Genomic DNA, 24,375 nt, shown 5'->3' on the forward strand with positions numbered 1-24,375 from the left:
TTGAAAAGAGTGATTAGAGTCAGTTCACACCTGTTGGTGTATCATTAAGGGTCCAGATAATTGTTCCTGTGTAGAGCCCGTAGGTTGAATGAACGGTTGAAGGGACAGATAAGGTCACGTCGGTTTGAGCAGATGAAAGCGTGATTAAGGACATTCCCATTCCATTGTTAGCTGTTGCTGTTGCAACACTGACAGGAATAGAATCGGTAGATAAAGTGGCTGCAGCCTGCGTCGTCTGTGTATAATCTTGACCTGTTACAGAAACACCACTCATATTAATTGTTGCACCGGAAAGCGTTGGCCAAGCCGCTGCTGTACTAGGTAATGTACCAGTAAAGGTTAAGTCTGATAAACTCCCCGTAACATTCCATCCGACGCCTGTTCCACGTTCATCAGCTATTTCGATTTGATCAGCTACGGCTGCGCCTAAATGAGTAGACTGAGGTGTGTTTTTACCTGTGATCAGGGCATTGGAAGAATTAGCGTATGTTCCATCAGTCGTGTTAAAATCAAGTGCATAAGCTGAAGCACCATTGCTAGGGAAACTTCCGGCGGTTGTTGCACCTGTTGCTGCATCGACCACACCAGTCGTAATACTTAAATAACTCCCGACCAAAGTTACATCGAGACCAGTTGTAGCTGAATTCAGAGCTGTTGTCCCTGTGATTAATAAGGGAGGTGTAAGAATGGTCACACGTCCAAGCGTTTTACTTACGAACGCTAATTGAGATGATTGTTGAGGATTGGTGAACCCTTCATACGTAATTCCAATTGCGGAAGTGTCGAGTTGAACGGTTGATAAATTACTCGCTTGAATCACGGCTGGTAAAGTTGTGGCTGCTGAAATGGCTGTTGAAACGGTAGCTGTTGAAACGATGTGCCCTAAATCATCAGCGTAATCTGGGAAATAGACATCTTTTGCCGATGCATTGTAGATGTCACTTGCTGCACCATCGGTTGAGCTAGGCATTAATATCATTGCCTCAAGGGTCATTGTTGTCGGATTGATAACTGCAACTTCAGGATATAAAGCTCCTGTATTTCCCTCAGCATTGGCAGGGATGTTACTCAGAGTTGGAATATAGATATACCCTGATTGAGCGTTGATGGTAAAATTTTGAGCGGCCCAATCGAATTGCTTAGGGGCGGCTGTGATCGTCGTGATTTGAGCGGCTGTCAGTGGTGATGAGGTGCCAATATTAAAGGAATTAGTCAATTGATTTAAATCCATAATGGACTTTTCAGTTAAAGAAGTTCCCGATATGGACAAATCAAACATTTGATTACTATAGCTAGAAGTTAACGCGTTAGAACTATTCAAACCACTGCTACTTGTAGCAGTGTAGCCAGAGCCTAGACTGAGTCCCATGATTGTGTTGGAAACGGAGTCATATTTTATTGAGTTGATTCCCCAAATACCAGGAATTTGTGCCATTGTTATTGTATTGACAACTGCACCAGTTTCTGGATTTATAACCGAAATTTTAGCATTGTCAGAGACGTAAACATAGCCATTGCTTGGATCATAACAGGTAGCAAAAGGATAATTTCCCGAGTCAGGGATTGTGGCAACAATGGATTTAGTTGCCAAGTTGATTGTCACAATTGCTCCTGTGGCACCCGTCCCATTGATGTTGGTTCCTGTTCGTACACCGACCACCGCAAAACCATCCGGCGCAAAACCATTAGGCACGACTGTCAAAGACCCAACGGTAAGACCACCAGGGATAGCGACATATTCTCCGGAAACTGTCGCTTGACTTGAGATATTATATTCTTCAAGATAATCGTTTCCCGTCGAAGCATTAGCCTCTGATAACCAAGCATCACCTGTCTGACTGTCATATTGACCATCCACAGGAGTACCCATGTACGTGGTTGAGGCAAAAACCTTATTCTGGCTCTGCCATAATCCAAAAGAAAAGCATAAAATGACCATAAAAATAAACTGAAATTTGAATCGCATGTTTAACCTCCGAACCAAAGAATATTCTTAAGTCATATTATAGCACTCGCGTACGTTATTTACTACATATGAAGATAGGATATTAATGAAAGCTCTAAAAGAAACGATGAGTAAAAGGATCCAAAACAGAAATAGCTTGCATATTATCAAGTAATTTAGTAAAATAGGAGAGGTCCTGTTTTATGGGACAAAATAAAATAATGCGCATCAGCGAGTAAGTTTTTCAAGTTCCTTACCTGAAAAACAAGCGTAAGCAGGGTGCGAAATAAGGAGAAACACTCATGAAACTTCATGAAATGAAAGCTGCAGAAGGCAGCCGTCACGTAAAAAATCGCGTAGGTCGCGGAACTTCATCTGGTAATGGTAAAACATCTGGCCGTGGACAAAAAGGGCAAAAAGCTCGTTCAGGTGGATCAATCCGTCCAGGATTTGAAGGTGGACAAACTCCATTGTTCCGTCGTATGCCAAAACGTGGATTCTTGAACGTCAACCGTAAAGAATATGCTGTTATTAACCTCGATGTTTTGAACAAACTTGAAGACGGTGCAACTGTTTCTGTTGAAACTCTTAAAGCTGCTAAAATCATCAAAGATGTTAAAGATGGCGTTAAAGTTCTTGCAAACGGTGAATTGACTGCTAAAAACTTGACTGTTGATGTTGCTAAAGTATCTGCTGCTGCTAAAGCTGCAATCGAAGCAAATGGCGGAAAAGTTGTTGTAGCTGCTGAAGCTGAATAATTAATTAACGGTTGAACTTTTCAACCGTTTATTGACATTTTGACTAATCTAAAAATTTCCAATTTATTAGATTCTGTCAAATTGAAAAGGCCTTGAATTTCAAAGCTTACTCAATTTGACAGAACAAATTAACAAAAAATAGCTTAAGGAGGGGAAATGTTTTTTAAAACCCTTAAAGAAGCACTTAAAGTAAAAGATGTACGTGCGAGAATCATGTTTACTATTTTTATTCTTTTTGTGTTCCGTCTTGGTGCGCATATAACCGTTCCGGGGATTAACGTTACCAATTTAAACAATCTGAGTGACCTACCATTCTTGAACATGATGAATTTGGTTTCAGGAAATGCCATGCAAAACTATTCTCTCTTTGCAATGGGAGTCTCTCCCTATATTACAGCTTCAATCATTGTTCAACTTTTACAAATGGATATTTTGCCAGTCTTTGTTGAGTGGTCAAAACAAGGGGAAGTTGGACGCCGGAAGTCTAATCAAGCAACACGTTACATTACTTTGGTTCTTGCTATGGCTCAATCAATTGGGATCACAGCTGGTTTCCAAGCGATGGCTGGCACTGGTGCGAACATTGTAAAAACACCCAACCTACAAACCTATTTGATGATCGGTGTAATTCTGACCACTGGTTCAATGATTGTGACTTGGATGGGTGAACAAATCAATGAAAAAGGATTTGGTTCAGGTGTTTCTGTAATTATCTTTGCGGGTATTGTTTCCGGTATTCCAAGTGCAATCCAATCCGTTTACGTTGAGAAGTTTGAAAACGTTCGTCCGTCACAAATTCCAATGTCTTGGTTATTCGTTGTTGGTTTGATTGTAGCAAGCGTTTTGATTATCTACATCACAACCTATGTTCAACAAGCTGAGCGGAAAGTTCCAATTCAATACACGAAATTAACACAAGGTGCGCCTACTAGCTCATACTTGCCACTCCGTGTCAACCCTGCTGGGGTTATTCCAGTTATCTTCGCCGGTTCAATTACAACAGCTCCAGCAACGATTTTGTCATTTATTCAAAAGGCAAATGGAAACTCAATTGGCTGGTTAAATACGTTGCAAGCGGCGCTTTCCTACAACACGTGGACAGGGATGTTGTTCTACGCATTATTGATTGTTCTCTTTACCTTCTTCTATTCATTTGTTCAAGTGAATCCAGAGAAGATGTCAGAAAACCTTCAAAAACAAGGCTCTTATATTCCTTCAGTTCGACCAGGTAAAGGAACTGAAAAATATATTTCACGTCTCTTGATGCGTTTGGCAACAGTTGGTGCCCTTTTCCTTGGCTTGATTTCAATCATTCCAATTGCAGCACAAAATATTTGGGGCTTACCAAAAATCGTTGCACTTGGTGGTACATCACTGTTGATTTTGATTCAAGTTGCAATTCAAGCTGTAAAACAACTAGAAGGTTACCTTTACAAAAAGAATTATACTGGATTCTTGGATAATCCAATTGAAAATGCATAAAAATCTTGCTTCGGCAAGGTTTTTCTTTATTTTTAGTTGAAAATAAGCTAAAATAGGTAAGTAAATACAGATTTTCTCGTCAGATTACATTGACGGAATAAATAGAGGAGAGCGTAAAATGAATTTGTTAATCATGGGACTTCCAGGAGCAGGTAAAGGAACACAAGCAGAATTTATCGTTAAAAATTATGGTGTAAACCACATCTCAACTGGAGACATGTTCCGTGCCGCAATGAAAAATGAAACGGAAATGGGAAAATTGGCTAAATCATTCATCGATAAAGGTGAATTGGTTCCTGATGAAGTTACAAACGGAATTGTAAAAGAACGATTGGCACAAGATGATATCAAAGCTTCAGGCTTTTTGCTTGATGGTTATCCACGTACTATTGACCAAGCCCTTGCTTTGGATGAAATGCTAGACGAATTGGGAATCAAACTGGATGCGGTAATTAACATCGAAGTTGACCCAAGCATTCTAGTTGACCGTTTGAGCGGACGCTATATTTGCCGTAACTGTGGTGCTACCTATCACAAAATCTTTAACCCAACAAAAGTTGAAGGTGTTTGTGATGTTTGTGGAAGTACTGACCTTTACCAACGTGCTGATGATGTTCCTGAAACTGTTAAAAATCGTCTGGACGTTAACATCAAAGAATCAGCTCCAATTATTAAACACTATCAAGAAGTTGGTCTTGTTAAAGCCATTGACGGTGGGCAAGAAATTTCAAAAGTTACAGAAGATATTAAAGCTGTACTCGGATAAAAAAGAAAGTCATTTGATGGCTTTTTTCTCTTTCACAGCAAAACACGCGAAAGTATTGTCATGATTGAAAAAATGATAAAAATCGCCTTCTTTTTTGACTTAGGGCTGAAAAATAAAGGTTTTAAAAGAACAAAGACTTGCTAAAAAATTCCAAAAGTGATATAATATACAAGTCCGACTTTTTAGATACCTATGTATCTTGCGGAGAATTTTTAAGGAGGTACTTTTGCTTGGCAAAAGATGATGTAATTGAAGTAGACGGCAAAGTCGTAGATACAATGCCGAATGCAATGTTCACAGTTGAACTCGAAAATGGTCACCAAGTATTGGCTACGATTTCAGGTAAAATTCGTAAGAATTATATCCGTATCTTACCTGGCGATAAAGTTCAAGTTGAACTTTCACCATACGATTTGACGCGTGGACGTATTACTTACCGATTTAAGTAATTTGGACATTCATTGAGTGCGTATGCACAGTAACCTATAGAAAGGAAGACACAATGAAAGTAAGACCATCAGTTAAACCAATCTGCGAATACTGTAAAGTAATTCGTCGTAACGGTCGTGTAATGGTAATTTGCCCTGTAAATCCAAAACACAAACAACGTCAGGGATAGAAAGGAAATAAATAAATATGGCTCGTTTTGCTGGAGTTGATATTCCAAACGAAAAACGTATTGTTATTTCATTGACATATGTTTTCGGTATTGGACTTAAAACATCTCAACAAGTACTTGCAGCTGCTGGAGTTTCAGAAGATGTACGTACTAAAGATCTCACAACTGATCAAGAAGACGCTATTCGTCGCGAACTTGACGGCTTGAAACTTGAAGGTGACTTACGTCGTGAAGTTAACCTTAACATCAAACGTTTGATGGAAATCGGTAGCTACCGTGGTATGCGTCACCGTCGTGGACTTCCTACACGTGGACAAAATACTAAAAATAATGCACGCACTCGTAAGGGTCCTGCTAAATCAATCGCTGGTAAGAAAAAATAATTATAGAAAGGAGTTAAAATGCCAAAAATTACACGTAAACGTCGTGTTAAGAAAAATGTTGAATCAGGTATCGTTCATATCCAATCTACATTTAACAACACTATTGTCATGATTACAGACGTTCATGGTAACGCTCTTGCTTGGTCATCAGCCGGTGCTCTTGGGTTCAAAGGTTCTAAAAAATCTACACCATTCGCCGCTCAAATGGCTTCTGAAGCTGCTGCTAAAGCTGCTCAAGATCAAGGGTTGAAAACAGTATCTGTTACAGTTAAAGGACCTGGTTCAGGTCGTGAATCAGCTATCCGCGCACTCGCTGCAGCTGGCCTTAACGTAACTTCTATTTCTGATGTGACTCCTGTACCTCACAACGGTGCACGTCCTCCAAAACGTCGTCGTGTATAATTAGTCACTCTTGTCGCTAAACACTTTTTGTTTTAGAGGAGAATATACATGATTGAGTTTGAAAAACCAAAAATTACAAAATTTGACGAAACAGATAATTACGGAAAATTTGTTGTCGAACCACTTGAACGTGGTTACGGAACAACTTTAGGTAACTCATTGCGTCGTGTTCTTTTGTCATCATTGCCTGGTGCTGCAGTTACTTCAGTGCAAATTGAAGGTGTTCAACACGAATTTGCAACTATTCCAGGTGTACGTGAAGATGTCATCCAAATCGTTCTTGCGATTAAAGGAATTGCCATCAAATCTTACGTAGGCTCTGATAAACAAATTGAACTTGATGTAACAGGTCCTATGGCTGTTACTGCCGGCGATATCTTGACTGATAGTGACATCGAAATCGTCAATAAAGACCATTACTTGTTCACAATTGCAGCAGGTCATTCAATGCGCGCTGTCATGACAGTTAAAAAAGGTTATGGCTACGTCCCTGCTGACGAAAATAAAGTTGAAGGTACTCCAATTGGTACAATTGCTGTAGATTCAATTTACACACCAGTAAGTAAAGTAAATTATCAAGTTGAACCTGCCCGTGTTGGTGGAAATTCTAATTTTGATAAATTGACACTTGAAATTACTACAAACGGTACAATCGTTCCAGAAGAAGCTCTTTCACTCTCTGCAAAAATCTTAACAGATCATTTGAATTTGTTTGTTGATTTATCAGAAGCAGCTCAAGAAGCTGAAACACTCGTTGTTAAAGAAGAAGTTAAATCTGAACGTGTGCTTGATAAAATTATTGAAGAAATGGACTTCTCAGTTCGTGCTTACAATGGTTTGAAACGCGCAGGTATCAACACAGTTGCTGATATTGTTGAAATGAGCGAAGCTGACATGATTAAAGTCAAGAACCTCGGACACAAATCAGTAGAAGAAGTCAAAGTTAAATTGACTGAATTGGGACTTTCCCTTAAAAAAAGAAAATAAAATAAGGAGGAGACAAAATGAGCAATCGTAAACTCGGACGTACATCTTCACAACGTAAAGCAATGTTGCGTGACTTGACAACTGATCTTATCATCAATGAAAACATCTACACAACTGAAGCGCGCGCTAAAGAAGTTCGTCGTACTGTTGAAAAAATGATTACACTTGGTAAAAAAGGTGATCTTCATGCACGTCGTCAAGCAGCTGCTTACGTTCGTAACGAAATCGCAATCAAAGATTTCAATGAAGAATCTGAAACTTTCCCAACTGCACTTCAAAAACTCTTCAACGACCTTGCTAAACGCTACGAAGGCCGCAACGGTGGTTACACTCGTGTCCTTAAAGTTGAACCACGTCGTGGTGATGCTGCGCCTATGGCAATCATCGAACTTGTTTAATTTTAGTTTTTAGTGGAAAATAAGAGATTGTTTAAAGCTAAATTTTAAAATCAAAGCGATTTTTGAAATTAATAAATAAACCTGAGTGTTATGATGTTGGCGGTGTGCCTGAGTTAATAATCAATTTATATTGATTGTTGAGTAGCATTGCTTAGTCTAGCTCTGTCCGCTTCTTGAATATCAAGCTGTGGGACACTCAAGGTTTTTTTTTATGAAAAATTTTTGTCAGTTTTGACAAGAATTTTTATTTTTCCCATCTATTAATTTTACTTGATTTTTACTGGATTTTTGGTAAAATAGAGGAATGGAATTTGTGCTTATCCATAGTGTAGGGGATGAAATATTCTCCTCGAATCATAAATCAAAAGATGCCGTTTTAGCTCAGTCGGTAGAGCACTTCCATGGTAAGGAAGGGGTCGCTGGTTCGATTCCAGTAAATGGCATATTCAAAGCCCTAGGGCTTTTTATTTTTTAGTAGACGTAATCGAAAGAATTCATTTTCATTTAAGGTTAATGCGTATAATAAAGGTACAAAGCACAAATGGAGGTTTGAAACAAATGCCAGATAAAGTAGAGATGATGTCCCGCTTTGGTCAAGAAGGTCATTTAGGCCTTCGTCTATTCGGAGGAGGAATACTAATGCTTATCACTTTCGTTGTAATTGCTGCTGTCCTGTACTTTATTCATAAAAATAATGGGCACTTTGCATTTAATTCATTAAATCGACCTGCGCTACATGGACCAAATCAAATGTCAGATGATGAATTAGAGAGTCGGATGTCTGAATTAAAGGCAGAATATGATCGTCGCCATCATGTTGAAAAACTTGAAGTCGAATTAGCACAATTAAAAGGTGAAATTTCTAAACTTCGAGAATCGAAGAGTGAATAAAAAGTCCAGTCGAAAGACTGGCTTTTTTTATAGCTCTCTAAATTCTTTATGGGAAACTTATTATATTTCTATAATTTATGAATGGCATTTCGCTCAAGATATTTTTTATGATAAAATAGTAGTAACTAAAGAAAAGCGGTTTTCCGCTTTTTTGTTACAATTTATAATAAATAACGTATAAAAGTTTGAGGGATAAATGGCTAAAAAAAAATCGACAACTTTTCTTTGTCAAAATTGCGGGTATAAATCGGCATCTTATTTAGGAAGGTGTCCTAACTGTGGAGAATGGAGTTCTTTTGTTGAAGAGGTTGAAATTGCTGATGTAAAGCATGCTCGCATCTCTGTAAGTGGTGAGCGCTCCAAACCGATGAAGCTTGATGAAGTCGAGTTATTTGAAACGCCACGAGTTGAAACGGATTTAGACGAGTTCAACCGCGTTTTAGGAGGCGGAATTGTTCCTGGAAGTCTTGTACTTATTGGAGGAGATCCAGGAATTGGGAAATCAACTTTGCTGTTGCAAGTATCAACACAACTCGCTGCACGGGGACGTGTCTTATACGTCAGCGGTGAAGAGTCTGCACAGCAAATAAAATTACGTGCGGAGAGACTTGGGGACATTGATACTGACTTTTATCTGTATGCTGAAACAAATATGCAGGCAATAAGGGCAGAAGTGGAAAAATTACAACCTAATTTTCTGGTGATTGATTCGATTCAAACGATAATGACACCGGATATTCCTGGGACGCAAGGTTCTGTTAGTCAGGTTCGTGAAGTGACGGGCGAATTGATGCAAATTGCTAAAACCAATAACATCGCGACTTTTATTGTTGGCCATGTGACCAAAGAAGGAACACTCGCAGGTCCAAGAATGCTTGAACACATGGTTGATACGGTTTTGTATTTTGAAGGAGAACGTAATAACACGTTTCGAATTTTACGTGCGGTCAAAAATCGTTTCGGCTCGACAAATGAAATTGGAATTTTTGAGATGCAAGGACATGGATTGATTGAAGTGACAAATCCTTCAGAAGTTTTCTTAGAGGAGCGTCTCGCAGGTTCAACAGGTTCTGCAATTGTTTGTGCGCTTGAAGGAACACGCCCCATTTTAGTAGAAATACAAGCATTAACAACGCCAACAATGTTTGGAAACGCTAAGAGAACGACCGCTGGTTTGGACTTTAACCGAATCAGTCTGATTATTGCAGTTCTTGAAAAAAGGGCAGGTCTATTGATGCAAAATCAAGATGCCTACCTAAAGTCAGCTGGCGGTGTTAAATTAGATGAACCAGCAATTGACCTGGCCGTTGCTGTTGCAATCGCCTCTAGTTACAAGGAGATGCCAACTGAGGCAACTGATTGTTTTATTGGAGAAATTGGCCTCACAGGTGAAATTCGACGTGTTACGAGAATTGAACAACGTCTAAATGAAGCTAGCAAGCTAGGATTCAAAAAAGTTTATGCTCCAAAAAACTCATTGAGTGGGATAGAAGTGCCAGAAAATATTCAAGTTATTGGAGTGACAACTCTTAGTGAAACATTGAAATTAGTGTTTAATTAGAACAAAATAAGAAAAATTCACCCTCTTGTGTTATAATAAATTATGGCTTGTAAGCCTAATCAAAATTAATAGGAGGTCGGTTATGCGTCGATGGGTAATTCATCTTTTGATGATGATTGTGGGTGCTTCTTTGGGAGTTACCTTCTTGCCTGCGCTATGGACAGTGCTAGGACAAGACAACAGTATTTTAAATCACGGCATTATTGACGGTTTAATTGGTGCAATTATTTTTCTTATTCTTTCATTTTTGGTTTCAGGAATAATGTTGCGTGGTTTGAAACACTTTGAAAATAACATTGTTAAAGTCAATTTATCAAAATTGGTTTACAATTTTATTGGTGCAATTTTGGGACTATTTGTTGGTGTTATGGGAACATTTCCCTTAACTCGTCTAAATGTACCAATTTTAAGCACCTTAGTACCATTTTTAGTCATTCTCGTCTTAACTTATTGTGGATATCTAATCTTTGATAAACGAGGGGAAGAGATTGTGCGTGTGCTTTTCCGCCGCAGACGTGAAATGAACGGTCAACCACTGGAAGCTGTCGGGATAACAGTGGGAAAAAATGAAGAACTTGTTCCGATCAAGGAACATATGATTTTACTTGATACAAGTTCTGTAATTGATGGGCGGATTTTGGATGTCTTGAAGACTGGATTTATATCTGATAAAGTGATTGTGCCAAATTTTGTCTTACTAGAATTACAAACCATTTCAGATTCTGCTGATGCACTAAAAAGAGCTAAAGGGCGTCGCGGATTAGATTTGGTAAATGCTTTGAAAGAATTTGAAAATGTTGAAATTTCTCCAAAGGATTATCCAGATATCCATGAGGTAGATACTAAATTGTTACGCTTTGCAGGTGAAACGGGTGCTAAACTAGTAACCAATGATTTTAATTTAAATAAAGTAGCTGAGATTCAAGGCGTACGGGTTTTAAATATTAATGACTTGGCCAATGCTGTTAAAACGCAATTAGTGGTTGGGGAACAAATCAATGTGCAAATTATTCGTGAGGGTTCTGAGCGGCAACAGGGTGTTGCATATTTGCCGGATGGTACGATGATTGTCGTTGAAGACACAGCCAAGCTAATTGACAAAACTGTAACTGTAGAAGTCGATAAAGTATTGCAAACGTCAGCTGGACGAATGATTTTTGCGAATTTAATTAAAAAATAAGAAGATAAAGGGCAATTCGTGCTCTTTTTTTGATTCAATTACTATTGATTGTGGGAGCTCTCGTTGATAGCCTCTTTTAAATAGAGCGATTTACAATGACCTTCACGAAATAACAAAAAAATAATTGATGCTCTTGACAAGATGACTAATAAGTAATATTATATAGTGGTAATCGGTATTAAAGAATAGACGAAATGAAAAAAAGAGGTAAGCAATGGAAAACATTACTGAAATGTTAAAAGGTGTTTTGGAAGGAGCGGTTCTTGAAATTATTGGTCAAGGCGAGACTTATGGCTATGAAATTACACAGAAATTAAGAGATTTAGGATTTGAAGATGTTGTTGAAGGCACAATTTATACGATAACAATGCGCCTTGAGAAAAAAGGGCTTGTTGAAATTGAAAAAAAGCCATCAAAAATGGGTCCTCCGAGAAAATGGTATAGATTGAACAGTGCAGGTGAAAAAGAGCGGATTCAATTCTGGGAAAAATGGAATTTTATTAAAAATAGATTGGAGAATATGAAGAAATGACTAAGAAAAGAAATTTAGTTGACCTTATGTTCGGTTTGAAAGAGAAGCGAGAATGGCATGAAATTGAAACGCGAGCAAAGTTACTGCCCCTCGACTATTATAAAGATTTTCAAGAGATGAAAAAATACATCTGGGCTACAGGAGTTTCGAAATGGGATAATGCCGTTTTCATTTTCAATTCACTCTTAGATTTACTTGAAGAAACTTCTGCTGATGGCCGCAAAGTCACAGACATAACGGGACCCGATGTAGCTTCATTTTTGGATGGCTTTATCGATGAAAAAAGTTGGGAAGACAAGCAACGAGAGATTTTAAACAATAAAATTGAAAAACTAGAGTAAATAAAAGATAAAATATAATTGTGTAAAGGAAAAAAAATGACATTAATCGATAAGCTATTTGGTGAAGGAACAAGTGCACAAAAACACCAATGGGGTGAGTTGCAAAAAAGGGTAAAGGCACTTCCGAGTGATTATTATCAGGCATATAGAGCAATCGAAAAGTACTTATTCAATATGGGAATTGGCGATACCGAACGTTTTTCCGATCTTGTTGAATTTCTCGAAGTTGCCGCAAGTGAAAATAAAAAAGTTACAGAGGTAATAGGAGCAGATGTGGCCGCCTTTTGCGATGCAATGTTAAATGATGATAGAATGGACTGGAAAGAGAAATATCGCAAGTCTTTGAACGATTATTTTTCAAAAAGATAGTGGGATCATCAAAAATGATATGATTTTTACATTTTTGATGATTGTATTTTTACTAAACTATCAGTTATACCGTCAAGCCACATTTTGATAATAGACTAATTACTAAAATTTTTGACAAATAATTCTACGAAATGTAAAATAATAATGAATTTATGAAATCTTAAATTGTAGGAAGCATTGATTATCATGGTGAAATCAAAAAAAATAGTTCAGCAAGGGGAACTCTCCTTTGGGAGACAAGTGGCGAGCATCTATTTGCCCACCATGATTTATGAAACGGGAATTGGTGCGGTGACACCTGTTATCCCACTTATGGCGTTGCAATTACATGCCAGTCCAGCAATAGCAGCTTTTATCGTTGCTTTATTAGGGATAGGACAAGTTGTGGGAGATATTCCTGCAGGGGTGTTGGCAACAAAACTAGGAGATCGCAAGGCCATGCTATATGGTGCAGTTGTTACTTTGCTTCTTTTGGTAACTTGTGCATTCACACCCAATTGGATGGTATTTGCCTTCAGTATTTTCATCTTAGGGATGGTAAATGCTTTGTTCGTTTTGGCTCGTCAGGCTTATTTAACTGAGGTTACTCCTCCGCTGCGACGTTCTCTATCATTATCTATTTTGGGGGGAATGACAAGAATTGGATCTCTCATAGGCCCATTTGTCGGTGGCGCTGTGATGTCAATTTTTGCGATTCAAGTAGCTGGAAAAAGTCAAGATTGGTTGCCTGGAGCTTTTTGGGCGGCGGTTGTATTGACATGTTTGACATGGCTTGTTGTTTTTGCCGTTCCTGAAATTGACCTTCCTAAAACTGTAAAGAAAGTCGAAAAAGTTACAGTAAAAACAACTTATATTCTAAGACAAAATTGGCGAATGTTTGCGACTTTAGGATTTGCAATATTACTTGTCGGAGCGGTTCGGCAAACATCAAATACCGCCTTACCTCTATGGGCTGCACACATTGGACTAAATGCATCAATGACGAGTTATATTTATGGACTTTCAGGTTTGCTTGATGCGCTTTTGTTTTACCCCGCTGGGAAATTAATGGATCGCTATGGTCGACTTTGGGTGGCCATCCCATCGATGTTGATTTTGGGTGGTTCAATCTTATTTATTCCATTGACGCACGGGATTTGGTCTATGGCAATTGTGTCACTACTGATGGGCTTAGGAAATAGTATTGGTGCTGGTATGATCATGACCATCAGTGCTGATATGGCTCCAGCTTCTTATCGGGCACAATTTTTAGCAACGTGCCGCTTGTTTGGTGACACTGGTGCTGCCGCTGGCCCATTGCTTGTTGCAGCAGGAGCTGGAATTGGCTTTTTGGCAGGCGGGATTTGGCTGCTAGGTGGCTGTGGTCTCCTTTCAGCACTAATTTTGGGGTTGACACTCGAGAAATATTCAATTCATGCCAATCAACGAACCCGATTAAAAAACGGACTGACCAAACAAGGTCATCCGTTCTCGTAAGAATGAACTGTCAGAAATGACAGTTTTTATTTTTTTAAGTCAAAAATCATATTGTACCATGTTTCTCCGGCCAGCTTCGATTCGGAACGTCCTTCATTGACAAATCCATGCTTTTCATAATAAGGTATCAATGATTCAAGACAGGTCAGGCTGATGATTTCTCGCCCATTTTCACGGTCAATTTCGGCCATTTTTTCCAATAATTTTTGGGCGATTCCGTGTTTGCGATAGTCGGCTAAAACTGCTAAGGTAATAATAGTTTGAACTTTATCGGTGGATTTATTTTTTTCAGAATGGACAAATAAATCGTCTGTGATATAATGATTTGAAGATGTGGGACCCACAATCATACCGACGACACGGCCATTTTGGTCTAAATCTCTTGCAACAATAAATGTATCTGAAATAAGTTCAATTCGCTGAATCATAGACGCTCTTGAAGATGCCTCAGCTGCCGTGAAACAAGGGGTTTCAACTGTCATGATATCATCAATGTCATTCGGTTTTGCAAAATCTAGAATTATTTTAGTCATAATATAATTATATCAGAATTAATTATATTTTATAAAGAAATGATGAAAAAAACAGAACGTATAAATTTAATTATGCGCTACATCAATAATCGTGCGCAATTTACCATAAAAGAAATTCAAAATGAATTTCAAATATCTAGAGCGACAGCCATAAGGGACATCAATGAAATTCAGGCTATGGGTTTTCCATTGGTCAGTGAAAATGGCCGCGGGGGTGGCTATTTTGTTATGCAAAATGAGTACTTACCTCCAGTTCATTTTACAAAAGACGAACTGACAGCTGTTTTCATAAGTTTTTTGGCCTCAAAAAATTCACAACTTCCTTACTTAAAAAATCGTAAGTCAATCAGCGAAAAATTAATAGGAATAGCAAATCAGACACAACAAGATGAACTTATTGACCTCAACTCCATTTTGCTTTTTGAAAATACTAATCCGGCAAATCCAAATGTTTTAGAGTTAGATGATGCAGCACCTCCGGAACTTAACCAGTTGATTAGTCTAGCCGTTCAAAGTCGACACTTACGGGTGACCTATGAATGGAGTCCTGGTTTTCGAGAATTACTTGATCTATGGCTTTTTCACATTTTCAACACGAACGGGCAATGGCTCGTTGAGGCATATGATTTTGGTCAAAATAAATTGCGTTATCTTCCAGTTGAATCTTTACGTGAAAGCATGATTTCATCTCAAAAAATGAAGGTAAGTGAAGATGAATTGACTGAGCTAAAACGATCATCTTTGCGGGATGGAAATTTACAAATAAGCCTAGATTATATGGGCATACAGAGATTCAAACGGCTTCATCCTCCTGGAATTATATTAAGCTTTACAGGAATGTTTCAAAGCAGTGGTCAATTTAACGCGCAAATTGATATCAAGAATGGGGAGGAGCTATCGTATTTTGCTGACTGGTTACTTTATTTAGGTGACGGTGTTCAATTTGATAAAATTCCTGATCAATTAAGAAGACTTCTCCTTGAAAAAGTAAGCCACTTGAAAAATAAATTATAAAAAGGAAAACGACTGTTTTCCTTTTTATTCTAAGAATTGTTTAATGAGTTTGTTAAAGCGTTTTGGTTGAAAGTAGAAAAAGAGATGTGTTGCAAGTGGGGCGACGATGAGTTCTGCATCTGGTATGGCGTTTTGGATTTCAAGGGCATGGGTGACTTTTACTACGTCAAACTGACCAACTAAAACAAGGGTTTTTGCTGTTATTCGTGTCAAATCTTTTTCGTCTAGACCAGTATCTTCAACCAAAAGCTGTAAAGAAGGGATGTTGAGTCGCAAGAAACGACTTCCCACCAAAATAAGAAAAATAAACAGACGCATGAGCCAATACAGCCCTTTTGTTGTTAGATTTCCAGCATTGAGAATTAATTTAGAAAAACGTTGTGGCTCCTGAGCAGCTAAAATCATTGCGATGTTGGCTCCATCGCTAAATCCTAGCAAATAGGCTGTTTCTATTTTCTCATGATTTATAATTTCAATAACATCATCGGCTAATTTTTGGAAAGTCAATCGTTCACCTTCGAAGAAACTTTTGCCATGCGCGCGAGTATCAACGGTGATGCATGTGTAAAAATTGGAAAAATACGCCACTTGTTTTTGGAAAACACGACCAGTTTGGGAATTGCCATGCAAAAAAATCAAGGCGGGCCCTTGTCCTTTTATTTCATAGTAAATTTTTGTTTGATCCGTTGTTGTAATCCATTTTTCCATAATATTTACACTTTCAAGTCAAGTATATCACCAATTATGCTAACATTTCAAACTAAAACAAAGCCAAAACTTATCCGGTTAGTAATCAAATTGTCGATTCAAGAAATATTAAAATGTTATGATAGACTTAGAATTATATTAGAAAAAAGAGGAAGAGTAATGTCTTATGAAATCTTTTACCACGATGAAAAAGTAACGGAGATCAATCCTGTTGTGTCTGGAAAGGCACCTGATTTTTCACTAGTAGACCAAAATGGTGAAAAGATACAACTTTCATCACTGACGAAACCAGTATTAATCAGTGTTTTTCCAAATATTAACACACGTGTTTGTTCTTTGCAAACAAAACACTTTAATGTTGAAGCGAGCAAGCATTTTGAAATTGATTTTTTGAGTATTTCTAATAATACTGCTGAGGAACAAAAAAATTGGTGTGCTGCTGAAGGTGTTGATATGACACTCTTAGCTGACGATGGAACATTTGGCAAGGCTTACGGACTTATCATGCCTGATGGACCTCTGGCTGGAAGACTCGCTCGTTCTGTCTTCGTCGTGAAGAATGGGGAACTAATCTATCACGAGATTCTCAAGAATATTTCACAAGAACCTAATTATGCGGCGGCTTTGTCAGCTACCCTTGGGTAAAAAAAGTAGAATGTTCGCATTCTACTTTTTTGATGACCAGATTAATCTTTCTTAGAACTCGAAATTTTCTACTCAATTTGATATAATTAATATAATACTGAATAATAGGAGAAATTATGGCTGTAAAACATCTCATTGACACTTTTGTCCCTGAAAACTACAAGATTTTCCTTGATATTGATCGCAAATCTAAGACTTTTAAAGGTCAAGTTGCTATCAAAGGGGAAGCGAAAAGCGAAAACGTTTATTTCCATGCAAAAGACCTGCATATTCACAAAGTTCGTGTTTTTAGCGTTGATACTAACTTCATGAATGATTATGAAAATGAAGAAGTTGTGGTTGGCGTTGGAACAACTGGACCTGTAACTATTTCATTTGAATATGAAGGTGAAATTACAGATAACATGATGGGGATTTATCCCTCTTATTATGAAGTTGATGGCGAGAAGAAAATGTTGATTGGGACACAATTTGAAAGCCATTTTGCACGCCAGGCCTTCCCTTCAATAGATGAACCAGAAGCCAAAGCGACATTCGATTTGTCAATTAAATTTGATGAAGAAGCAGGTGATACAATCATTTCTAATATGCCTGAATTGCTCAACATTGAAGGAATTCACGTATTTGAACGTACCGTTAAAATGAGTTCATATTTGCTTGCCTTTGTCTTTGGCGATATGCAATACAAGACTGCGAAAACTAGGTCCGGTGTAACTGTAGGAACTTTCTCAACAAAGGCACACAAACCAGAAGCCCTTGATTTCCCTCTTGAAATTGCAACAAAATGTATTGAATTTTATGAAGAATATTTCAAAACACCATATCCATTGGCTCACTCATGGAACGTGGCATTGCCTGATTTCTCAGCTGGTGCAATGGAAAATTGGGGCTGTATCACTTATCGTGAAGTCTGCATGCTTGTTGACCCAGACAATGCGACGGCAGCGAGCAAACAATATGTTGCTTCAGTGATCTGTCACGAACTTGCACACCAATGGTTTGGAGATCTCGTTACAATGAAATGGTGGGATGATTTATGGCTCAATGAATCATTTGCCAACATGATGGAGTATGTTGCTTCAGATGCATTGCATCCAGAATGGGACATTTGGAATCACTTCTCAATTGTTGAAGCCAATTTAGCCTTGAATCGTGATGCAACGGATGGCGTACAATCTGTACACGTTGAAGTTACTCACCCGGATGAAATAAATACGTTGTTTGATCCTGCAATCGTATACGCTAAAGGTGCACGATTGATGGTAATGCTCCGTAAATGGCTTGGAGATGAAGATTTTTCAAATGGACTTCATAATTATTTTGAAGCACATAAATATGGAAATACGGTCGGGAATGACCTTTGGATTGCGCTTTCTGAAACCTCAGGAAAAGATGTTGCTGGATTAATGAATTCATGGCTCGATCAACCTGGTTATCCTGTTGTTGATGTTCGTGTCGAAGGAGATGAACTTGTCCTTTCACAAAAACAATTCTTTATTGGTGAGGGAGAAGAAATTGGTCGTCTCTGGCAAGTTCCTCTGAATAGTTCATGGAATGGTTTGCCTGATGTCCTTGGTGAACGTGAGGTTCGCATTCCAGGTTATGCTGCTTTGAAAGAAGCAAACAGTGGCATTGCATTACGTTTGAACGATCAAAATGCAGCACATTACTTGGTCAATTATGAAGATGAGTTGCTGACTGACTTACTTGCTACTTTGTCTGGCCTTGATGAAATTACAAAATTCCAAATTTTGCAAGATCGCAAGTCATTGGCAAAAGGTCAAGTGATTTCATATGCTGATGTGGTGACTTTACTTCCTTATTTTACAGGCGAAAAATCATATATTGTGTCACAAGCGCTTAGTCAAATTATCTCTGACCTTGAATTGTTCATTGATGAAAATTCTGAGGTAGAAAAAGCTTTCCATAAAACAGTGGACCAACTTTTTGCTGCTGACTATCAACGTTTAGGCTGGGAAAAAGTAGCCGGGGAAAGTTCAGATGACGAAACACAACGTGGGCTTGTTTTGAATAAGATGATTTTGGCAGATAATGATGCAGCCAAAACAAAGGCAAGTGAAATTTTTGCCTCACATTCAAATGCTTTCCAAACAATTCCTGCTGATATCCGACCAATTGTTTTAAGTAATGAAATTAAAACAACTGATTCTGCTGATTTGGTTAAACAGTTTGTTGATACTTATGTGAAATCATCTGTTGCAGAATTTAAGGATGAACTTTCTACTGCGGTTGCAAACGCCAAAAATCCAGCAATCACAGAACAATTACTTGCAAGTATGAAAGATGGAGAAATTGTTAAACCACAAGACATTTCTAAATGGTACTTCCGTATTCTGAGCAAAGACTTCAGTCAAGACATGGCATGGGCATGGGCTAAAGAAAATTGGGAATGGGTAAAAGAAAAACTCGGTGGGGACATGAGCTTTGATAAATTTGTTATTTATCCTGCAAATGTCTTTAAAACTGCTGGAGCACTAGCTGAATACAAAGCCTTCTTTGAACCAAAACTTGACATTCTCGGACTTGGTCGTTCAATCAAAATGGGAATTAAACAAATCGAAGCTCGTGTAAATCTAATTGAAAATCAAAAAGGTGATGTTGTTTCTTCCATTAAAGAAGTAGCAGAAAAGCTTTAATTAATATAAAATCATAAGTTAATCTTATGATTTTTTTTCCAAGTTAATTTTTAATCATCTACTCATTAAAATGTTAAACTGAAAGAAATGTTAATAGTGGAGGATAACAGATGTATGATGAAGTAATTATTGGATCAGGCCCAGCAGGAACTGCCCTAGCTTATGGATTAAAAGCTCAAGGCCATCAAGTCGCCATTGTTGAGCGGGGAAAATGGGGTGGAACTTGTCCAAATGTCGGGTGTGATCCGACAAAAATAATGATGGCAACTATAGAGACATATTGGCAAGCCAAGCACATGCTAGAGGCAGGAATGGAGGGAGACTTAAAAATTAATTGGTCATCACTTCTTGCAAGGAAAAATGCTTACACTGATACATTCCCAAGTTCAGCGCTGAACAACTTGAAAAACACAAACATTGATACCTATTATGGCAATGCTTCATTTAATACTGAGGGACAATTAAATATTGAAATGAAAGGTGTTTTTCAATCTATCGAATCCAAGCGTTTTGTAATTGCCACGGGGCAGAGCCCAATTATTCCTGATATTAAAGGAAAAGAGTTTTTAAAAACGTCAAATGATTTTCTAGATTTTGAAAATTTGCCTGCGCGTTTAACGTTTATTGGAGGCGGACCAGTGGCAATCGAATTAGCTCAAATTGCAGCTGCCACTGGTTCGGAAGTCTCAATTATTCTCCATGGAGAGCGTAAAATTAATGGCTTTGACCAAAATCTTGCAGAAGAATACCTTAAAATATTGGAAAAACAAGGCATTAATATTTATAGCAACATTGAAATAAGACAGGTTGAGAAAATTGATTCGGCATACCTTTTGAGTGATGCCGAAGGTTTCAAATTAGAGGCAGACGAGGTTATCTCAGCGGTTGGACGGAAACCAAATGTCGAAGGTTTAAATTTGGATCTTGTCAATGTAAGGAATAGTAAAAAAGGCATCGAAGTAAATTCACATCTTCAAACAACAAATAAGGAAATATTTGCTTTGGGAGATGTTATTGATAAAAAGGGGGGGAAACTTACTCCAGTTGCAGGTTTTGAAGCAGGCTATTTAACGACATTTTTAACTAGTGAAAGTCAGGATGCAATTGATTATCCTTTATACCCGACTGTTATTTTTGGATCGACCAAACTTGCACGAGTGGGTGAGCTTAATGGACTGGACCACCAAGTTAAGCGTATTGATATGTCGAACTGGTACACATATCGGCGATTTGCCGATCCCGAAGCCAAAGCCAAAATCTATTATAATGATAATCATGAGATTATTGGGGCAACCGTCTTGTCTGTCATTGCTGACGAAATAATCAACTACATGACATTCTTGATTAACAAAAAAATGAAGTTACCAGAAGTAAGGAAGCTATTGATGGCTTACCCGACACCAGCAAGCGACTTACAATATTTTTATTAAAAAAAAGCGATATTAATCGCTTTTTTCGTTTTTATGTGTTTGTGGGGTAAGCTGACGGAAGAGACAGTACCATGAATTATTTCTCCGCCAGATCGAACTGACCGTTACATTTTGATTGCCTTCAAAAAATTGATAGGTCAGAATAAATGTTTTCTTACTTACTTGTTGAGCTTGATAGGATTTGATGGCCAAATTTTTATCGGTCAATGCTGACAGCTTTTCGTCGCGATTGATCACGTGGCCATTAATCCCTACTTCTTCATAGTTTGGAGCAAGGAGTTGTTCCAAGTTTTGTTGGTTCAAAATCTCTTCTTCTTGAGCTAGCAATTCAAGTGAACGACTCGAAAAATGTTCAACTTCAGGTAGTATTGCTGGTTCGACGTGTACATCAACATCATAAACATCAAACTCGTCACGTAGCATTTTTTCAATTGATTCAGTCGCCGCATGGCTTTCAAAAACACTTAGGTCAGGTGACATCTCAACGACAACGTCAAGGAAAATATTACTTCCGTATGTTCTTCCCCGAACAAGTTTGACATTTTGAACTTTTGGAGCTTTAGCTACGGCATCGGTGTATTGTTCAATTAAATTTTCATCAAATCCATCCGATAAGGAGAAAACAGAATCTTTAAAAATATCATATGCTGTTTTCAAAATGAATCCTGAGATAATCAAGGCCATGATTTTATCAAGCCAAGCCAAATGAATAATTGATGCTAGAATTGCCACAGCTGTGCCAATTGATGTTAATGCATCACTTAAATTATCTTTGCTTGCCGCGAGTAATGCTTGTGACTGCGTCTTTTTGGCCAATCGATTAGTATAGAAATAAACGGCAATCATAATAAATGCAGAAATAAGTGCAACAATTGCACCTAACGGGTCAATAATTTCTTTCTTATTTGACAAAATGTTTAAAATTGTGTCACGAAGGACCTCAAATCCAACAAAAAACATGATAAAACTTGAAACTAAACTGGCAATGGATTCAATTTTCCAGTGACCATAAACGTGGTCATTATCCGCAGGAATCCGAGCTATTCGTAGTCCAATTAAGATTGCAATATTTCCTAAGATATCCGTTAAATTATTGAATCCATTGGCTTTCAAGGCAGAAGAGTGAGTGAGTTGGGCAACCACAATTTGCCCGATTGATAAAATGATATAGGCGAAAATCGAGACCCATACTCCCTTTTCAGCCATTTTTAAATTATTTGAACGTGTATTTTGCATGATTTGACCGCCTATTTTTTCATGTTCTTCTATTATAGCAGAAAGCATTGGCCCTTGCTTATAGAAATAATTGAAAACACACGTAAATAATTGACTTAAATCTATAAATGCGTTAGAATATCTTTGTTAGATTTTTGTTAAATAAACTAACTAAATTATATTAAGCAAAAACAGTTGTTTAGACAAAAATTTAATGATATAATTACATGCTTTCGGTTTATTTGTCACATTTTGTTACAAAAATGAAATTATTGATCAGATCATCGGATGTATTCTTACATAGTTAGCTACAGAAAGGAACTTTATGATTTTCAAATCAATCTTGAAACATAAGTGGATTGCAATTTTTTCTGTCCTCTCGACGGTTTTATACGCGGCAGTGCAGCTCTACCAACCTCAGATTATGAAAGATATCATGACAGTTATGTCATCAACGACATATACCCGCCATCAGATGTCTGACAAAATTCAAGGCTATGGCATTGAGTTGTTGATTGTTGCTGCGATTGGGATTTTGGGAGCAATTGCGAGTACACTCAGTGCAGCACGGATCGCACAAGAAATCGGTGCTGACGTACGTGAGGCCACGTACAAAAAAATAAACACTTTTTCTTATGAAAATGTTGAAAAATTCAACGCAGGTAACCTCGTAGTTCGAATGACAAACGACGTTACACAAGTTCAAAACTTGATGATGATGGTTTTTCAAATTCTAATGCGGATTCCCGTTTTATTGATAGGTGCGATTGTGCTATCAGTAACGACTATGCCTAGACTTTGGTGGATAACTGTCCTCTTGATTGTTCTTATAGTCTTAGTTACAGCGGTCATAATGAGTCGTATGGGTCCCCATTTCATGGCTTTCCAAAAACTAACTGACCGTATCAATGCGATTGCTAAGCAAAACTTACGTGGTGCTCGCGTTGTTAAATCGTTCGTTCAGGAACAAGAACAAATCGATGAATTTGATAAAACCTCAGATGAATTGTATGACCACAACTGGGCTGTTGGGAAACTTTTCTCAGCAATGATTCCATTGTTTACGGTTATTGCACAAGGTGCTATTTGGTTGGCGATCTACTTCGTTTCAACATTTGTTACGGATTCTGTGACCGTTGCTCAAGATAGTATCGGTGGTATTGCAACATTCATGACTTATATGGGGATGATTATGTTTGCGATTATCATGGGCGGAATGATTTCAATGTTTGCTTCTCGTGGAATGGTCTCAATTAAACGTATCAACGAAGTATTGAACACTGAACCTGCGATGGCTTTCAATGAAAGTGCAGGAGAAGAAACCATTGACGGATCAGTTAAATTTGACCACGTTTCATTTAACTATCCAAATGATTCAGAACCAACATTAAAAGATATCAGCTTTGAAATAAAACCTGGACAGATGGTAGGGGTTGTTGGTGCCACAGGTGCCGGTAAATCAACTTTGGCTCAATTAATTCCTCGTTTATTTGACCCAACTGAAGGAACAGTTTGGGTTGGTGGCAAAGATTTGAAGACCCTCAGCCGAGCAACATTGAAGAAAAATATTTCGATTGTTCTCCAAAAAGCGATTCTTTTCTCTGGTACAATCGCTGGAAATATCAAGCAAGGGAAAGCTGATGCGACAGAAGAAGAAATGACTCGCGCCGCACGGATTGCTCAAGCTGCAGAATTTATTGAAACAAAAGACGGCCAATACCAAGCCAATGTTGAAGAACGTGGGAATAATTTCTCAGGTGGTCAAAAACAAAGAATGTCAATTACTCGTGGTGTTGTTAAAAATCCAAAGATTTTGATTTTAGATGACTCAACTTCAGCCTTGGATGCTAAATCTGAAAAATTAGTCCAAGAAGCATTGGATAAAGATTTGAAAGAAACTACTACGATTATTATTGCACAGAAAATTTCTTCAGTTGTTCACGCCGATAATATTTTGGTAATGGATCAAGGCCGACTAGTAGGTCAAGGAACACACCAAGAGTTGGTTGCAACGAATAAGTTTTATCAAGAAATTTATGATACACAGAAAGCACAGGAGGATTAAGACATGGAATCTAAAAAA

At 38.0% G+C, this 24,375-nt stretch carries 25 protein-coding genes and 1 tRNA gene; 22 read left to right on the forward strand and 4 right to left on the reverse strand.

The window, feature by feature from the left end; translation table 11 throughout:
- Positions 1 to 19 precede the first annotated feature (19 nt).
- Positions 20 to 1,966 (reverse strand): WxL domain-containing protein, encoded by a 1,947-nt coding sequence (locus RT41_RS03185; protein ID WP_096817413.1) that lies wholly within the window; start codon positions 1,964 to 1,966, stop codon positions 20 to 22.
- A 281-nt stretch (positions 1,967 to 2,247) separates the two neighbouring features.
- Here RT41_RS03185 and rplO point away from each other — a divergent pair, with 281 nt between their 5' ends.
- The 17 genes from rplO (at position 2,248) to RT41_RS03270 (ending at position 14,090) form a co-directional block, all read left to right on the forward strand.
- On the forward strand, positions 2,248 to 2,703 hold the full coding sequence (gene rplO, locus RT41_RS03190) for a 50S ribosomal protein L15 (RefSeq protein ID WP_096817415.1): 456 nt from the start codon (positions 2,248 to 2,250) through the stop codon (positions 2,701 to 2,703).
- A gap of 156 nt (positions 2,704 to 2,859) precedes the next feature.
- Positions 2,860 to 4,185, forward strand: coding sequence for a preprotein translocase subunit SecY (secY, locus tag RT41_RS03195; RefSeq protein WP_096817417.1), 1,326 nt, complete (start codon positions 2,860 to 2,862; stop codon positions 4,183 to 4,185).
- A gap of 118 nt (positions 4,186 to 4,303) precedes the next feature.
- Positions 4,304 to 4,951, forward strand: a complete 648-nt coding sequence (locus RT41_RS03200) for an adenylate kinase (protein ID WP_054639144.1) — start codon at positions 4,304 to 4,306, stop codon at positions 4,949 to 4,951.
- Between the two features lie 230 nt (positions 4,952 to 5,181).
- Entirely contained in the window at positions 5,182 to 5,400 is a 219-nt protein-coding gene (gene infA / locus RT41_RS03205) for a translation initiation factor IF-1 (RefSeq protein ID WP_003130554.1), read from the forward strand.
- Between the two features lie 53 nt (positions 5,401 to 5,453).
- Positions 5,454 to 5,570, forward strand: coding sequence for a 50S ribosomal protein L36 (rpmJ, locus tag RT41_RS03210; RefSeq protein ID WP_014024193.1), 117 nt, complete (start codon positions 5,454 to 5,456; stop codon positions 5,568 to 5,570).
- 17 nt (positions 5,571 to 5,587) lie between these two features.
- Positions 5,588 to 5,953, forward strand: coding sequence for a 30S ribosomal protein S13 (rpsM, locus tag RT41_RS03215; protein WP_054639143.1), 366 nt, complete (start codon positions 5,588 to 5,590; stop codon positions 5,951 to 5,953).
- A gap of 18 nt (positions 5,954 to 5,971) precedes the next feature.
- A complete protein-coding gene (gene rpsK, locus RT41_RS03220) occupies positions 5,972 to 6,355 on the forward strand; it encodes a 30S ribosomal protein S11 (protein WP_054639142.1) in 384 nt (127 codons plus the stop codon).
- 48 nt (positions 6,356 to 6,403) lie between these two features.
- Positions 6,404 to 7,342 carry a DNA-directed RNA polymerase subunit alpha gene (locus tag RT41_RS03225; RefSeq protein WP_096817419.1) on the forward strand — a complete coding sequence of 313 codons (939 nt, stop codon included), beginning with the start codon at positions 6,404 to 6,406 and terminating at the stop codon, positions 7,340 to 7,342.
- A gap of 17 nt (positions 7,343 to 7,359) precedes the next feature.
- Positions 7,360 to 7,740, forward strand: coding sequence for a 50S ribosomal protein L17 (rplQ, locus tag RT41_RS03230; protein ID WP_096817421.1), 381 nt, complete (start codon positions 7,360 to 7,362; stop codon positions 7,738 to 7,740).
- A 370-nt stretch (positions 7,741 to 8,110) separates the two neighbouring features.
- Positions 8,111 to 8,183: transfer RNA gene (locus RT41_RS03235), tRNA-Thr, on the forward strand.
- Between the two features lie 115 nt (positions 8,184 to 8,298).
- On the forward strand, positions 8,299 to 8,631 hold the full coding sequence (locus RT41_RS03240) for a hypothetical protein (protein WP_054639141.1): 333 nt from the start codon (positions 8,299 to 8,301) through the stop codon (positions 8,629 to 8,631).
- 196 nt (positions 8,632 to 8,827) lie between these two features.
- Entirely contained in the window at positions 8,828 to 10,192 is a 1,365-nt protein-coding gene (radA, locus tag RT41_RS03245; protein ID WP_096817423.1) for a DNA repair protein RadA, read from the forward strand.
- Positions 10,193 to 10,274: 82 nt separating this feature from the next.
- On the forward strand, positions 10,275 to 11,372 hold the full coding sequence (locus RT41_RS03250) for a PIN/TRAM domain-containing protein (RefSeq protein ID WP_096817424.1): 1,098 nt from the start codon (positions 10,275 to 10,277) through the stop codon (positions 11,370 to 11,372).
- 214 nt (positions 11,373 to 11,586) lie between these two features.
- Positions 11,587 to 11,904, forward strand: a complete 318-nt coding sequence (locus tag RT41_RS03255) for a PadR family transcriptional regulator (protein WP_096817427.1) — start codon at positions 11,587 to 11,589, stop codon at positions 11,902 to 11,904.
- Positions 11,901 to 12,245 (forward strand): DUF1048 domain-containing protein, encoded by a 345-nt coding sequence (locus RT41_RS03260; RefSeq protein WP_054639139.1) that lies wholly within the window; start codon positions 11,901 to 11,903, stop codon positions 12,243 to 12,245. Before RT41_RS03255 ends, RT41_RS03260 begins: the two co-directional genes overlap by 4 nt.
- Positions 12,246 to 12,281: 36 nt before the next feature.
- On the forward strand, positions 12,282 to 12,614 hold the full coding sequence (locus RT41_RS03265; protein WP_054639138.1) for a DUF1048 domain-containing protein: 333 nt from the start codon (positions 12,282 to 12,284) through the stop codon (positions 12,612 to 12,614).
- A 186-nt stretch (positions 12,615 to 12,800) separates the two neighbouring features.
- Positions 12,801 to 14,090, forward strand: coding sequence for an MFS transporter (locus RT41_RS03270; RefSeq protein WP_096817429.1), 1,290 nt, complete (start codon positions 12,801 to 12,803; stop codon positions 14,088 to 14,090).
- A gap of 26 nt (positions 14,091 to 14,116) precedes the next feature.
- On the opposite strand, the gene RT41_RS03275 is transcribed toward RT41_RS03270, so the two are convergent.
- Positions 14,117 to 14,623, reverse strand: coding sequence for a GNAT family N-acetyltransferase (locus RT41_RS03275; protein WP_096817432.1), 507 nt, complete (start codon positions 14,621 to 14,623; stop codon positions 14,117 to 14,119).
- Positions 14,624 to 14,662: 39 nt separating this feature from the next.
- Here RT41_RS03275 and RT41_RS03280 point away from each other — a divergent pair, with 39 nt between their 5' ends.
- Positions 14,663 to 15,637 (forward strand): helix-turn-helix transcriptional regulator, encoded by a 975-nt coding sequence (locus RT41_RS03280; RefSeq protein ID WP_219524934.1) that lies wholly within the window; start codon positions 14,663 to 14,665, stop codon positions 15,635 to 15,637.
- Between the two features lie 24 nt (positions 15,638 to 15,661).
- On the opposite strand, the gene RT41_RS03285 is transcribed toward RT41_RS03280, so the two are convergent.
- Positions 15,662 to 16,345, reverse strand: a complete 684-nt coding sequence (locus RT41_RS03285; RefSeq protein ID WP_096817434.1) for an alpha/beta fold hydrolase — start codon at positions 16,343 to 16,345, stop codon at positions 15,662 to 15,664.
- Positions 16,346 to 16,504: 159 nt separating this feature from the next.
- Here RT41_RS03285 and RT41_RS03290 point away from each other — a divergent pair, with 159 nt between their 5' ends.
- The 3 genes from RT41_RS03290 (at position 16,505) to RT41_RS03300 (ending at position 21,077) form a co-directional block, all read left to right on the forward strand.
- Positions 16,505 to 16,990 carry a thiol peroxidase gene (locus tag RT41_RS03290; RefSeq protein WP_096817437.1) on the forward strand — a complete coding sequence of 162 codons (486 nt, stop codon included), beginning with the start codon at positions 16,505 to 16,507 and terminating at the stop codon, positions 16,988 to 16,990.
- A gap of 116 nt (positions 16,991 to 17,106) precedes the next feature.
- Entirely contained in the window at positions 17,107 to 19,647 is a 2,541-nt protein-coding gene (locus RT41_RS03295; RefSeq protein ID WP_054639136.1) for a M1 family metallopeptidase, read from the forward strand.
- Positions 19,648 to 19,757: 110 nt separating this feature from the next.
- A complete protein-coding gene (locus RT41_RS03300; RefSeq protein WP_054639135.1) occupies positions 19,758 to 21,077 on the forward strand; it encodes a dihydrolipoyl dehydrogenase family protein in 1,320 nt (439 codons plus the stop codon).
- A gap of 12 nt (positions 21,078 to 21,089) precedes the next feature.
- On the opposite strand, the gene RT41_RS03305 is transcribed toward RT41_RS03300, so the two are convergent.
- Positions 21,090 to 22,313, reverse strand: a complete 1,224-nt coding sequence (locus RT41_RS03305) for a cation diffusion facilitator family transporter (protein ID WP_096817625.1) — start codon at positions 22,311 to 22,313, stop codon at positions 21,090 to 21,092.
- A 322-nt stretch (positions 22,314 to 22,635) separates the two neighbouring features.
- On the opposite strand from RT41_RS03305, the gene RT41_RS03310 reads away from it, so the two are divergent.
- The gene (locus RT41_RS03310; RefSeq protein WP_096817627.1) at positions 22,636 to 24,357 is read left to right on the forward strand and encodes an ABC transporter ATP-binding protein; all 1,722 of its coding nucleotides are present in this window, start codon (positions 22,636 to 22,638) and stop codon (positions 24,355 to 24,357) included.
- Positions 24,358 to 24,375: the final 18 nt, after the last annotated feature.

This window comes from Lactococcus fujiensis JCM 16395, assembly GCF_002441655.1.
GTDB classification, from domain to species: Bacteria; Bacillota; Bacilli; order Lactobacillales; family Streptococcaceae; genus Lactococcus; species Lactococcus fujiensis.

Coding starts and splice junctions, on each gene's coding strand:
- rplO (WP_096817415.1), top strand. CDS start 2,248: ATGAAACTTCATGAAATGAAAGCTGCAGAAGGCAGCCGTCACGTAAAA.
- RT41_RS03290 (WP_096817437.1), top strand. CDS start 16,505: ATGTCTTATGAAATCTTTTACCACGATGAAAAAGTAACGGAGATCAAT.
- RT41_RS03185 (WP_096817413.1), bottom strand. CDS start 1,966: ATGCGATTCAAATTTCAGTTTATTTTTATGGTCATTTTATGCTTTTCT.
- RT41_RS03260 (WP_054639139.1), top strand. CDS start 11,901: ATGACTAAGAAAAGAAATTTAGTTGACCTTATGTTCGGTTTGAAAGAG.
- RT41_RS03270 (WP_096817429.1), top strand. CDS start 12,801: ATGGTGAAATCAAAAAAAATAGTTCAGCAAGGGGAACTCTCCTTTGGG.
- radA (WP_096817423.1), top strand. CDS start 8,828: ATGGCTAAAAAAAAATCGACAACTTTTCTTTGTCAAAATTGCGGGTAT.
- RT41_RS03265 (WP_054639138.1), top strand. CDS start 12,282: ATGACATTAATCGATAAGCTATTTGGTGAAGGAACAAGTGCACAAAAA.
- RT41_RS03305 (WP_096817625.1), bottom strand. CDS start 22,313: ATGCAAAATACACGTTCAAATAATTTAAAAATGGCTGAAAAGGGAGTA.
- RT41_RS03300 (WP_054639135.1), top strand. CDS start 19,758: ATGTATGATGAAGTAATTATTGGATCAGGCCCAGCAGGAACTGCCCTA.
- RT41_RS03250 (WP_096817424.1), top strand. CDS start 10,275: ATGCGTCGATGGGTAATTCATCTTTTGATGATGATTGTGGGTGCTTCT.
- RT41_RS03285 (WP_096817434.1), bottom strand. CDS start 16,345: ATGGAAAAATGGATTACAACAACGGATCAAACAAAAATTTACTATGAA.
- RT41_RS03275 (WP_096817432.1), bottom strand. CDS start 14,623: ATGACTAAAATAATTCTAGATTTTGCAAAACCGAATGACATTGATGAT.
- rplQ (WP_096817421.1), top strand. CDS start 7,360: ATGAGCAATCGTAAACTCGGACGTACATCTTCACAACGTAAAGCAATG.
- RT41_RS03225 (WP_096817419.1), top strand. CDS start 6,404: ATGATTGAGTTTGAAAAACCAAAAATTACAAAATTTGACGAAACAGAT.
- RT41_RS03200 (WP_054639144.1), top strand. CDS start 4,304: ATGAATTTGTTAATCATGGGACTTCCAGGAGCAGGTAAAGGAACACAA.
- RT41_RS03240 (WP_054639141.1), top strand. CDS start 8,299: ATGCCAGATAAAGTAGAGATGATGTCCCGCTTTGGTCAAGAAGGTCAT.
- secY (WP_096817417.1), top strand. CDS start 2,860: ATGTTTTTTAAAACCCTTAAAGAAGCACTTAAAGTAAAAGATGTACGT.
- RT41_RS03295 (WP_054639136.1), top strand. CDS start 17,107: ATGGCTGTAAAACATCTCATTGACACTTTTGTCCCTGAAAACTACAAG.
- rpsK (WP_054639142.1), top strand. CDS start 5,972: ATGCCAAAAATTACACGTAAACGTCGTGTTAAGAAAAATGTTGAATCA.
- RT41_RS03255 (WP_096817427.1), top strand. CDS start 11,587: ATGGAAAACATTACTGAAATGTTAAAAGGTGTTTTGGAAGGAGCGGTT.
- rpsM (WP_054639143.1), top strand. CDS start 5,588: ATGGCTCGTTTTGCTGGAGTTGATATTCCAAACGAAAAACGTATTGTT.
- rpmJ (WP_014024193.1), top strand. CDS start 5,454: ATGAAAGTAAGACCATCAGTTAAACCAATCTGCGAATACTGTAAAGTA.
- RT41_RS03280 (WP_219524934.1), top strand. CDS start 14,663: ATGATGAAAAAAACAGAACGTATAAATTTAATTATGCGCTACATCAAT.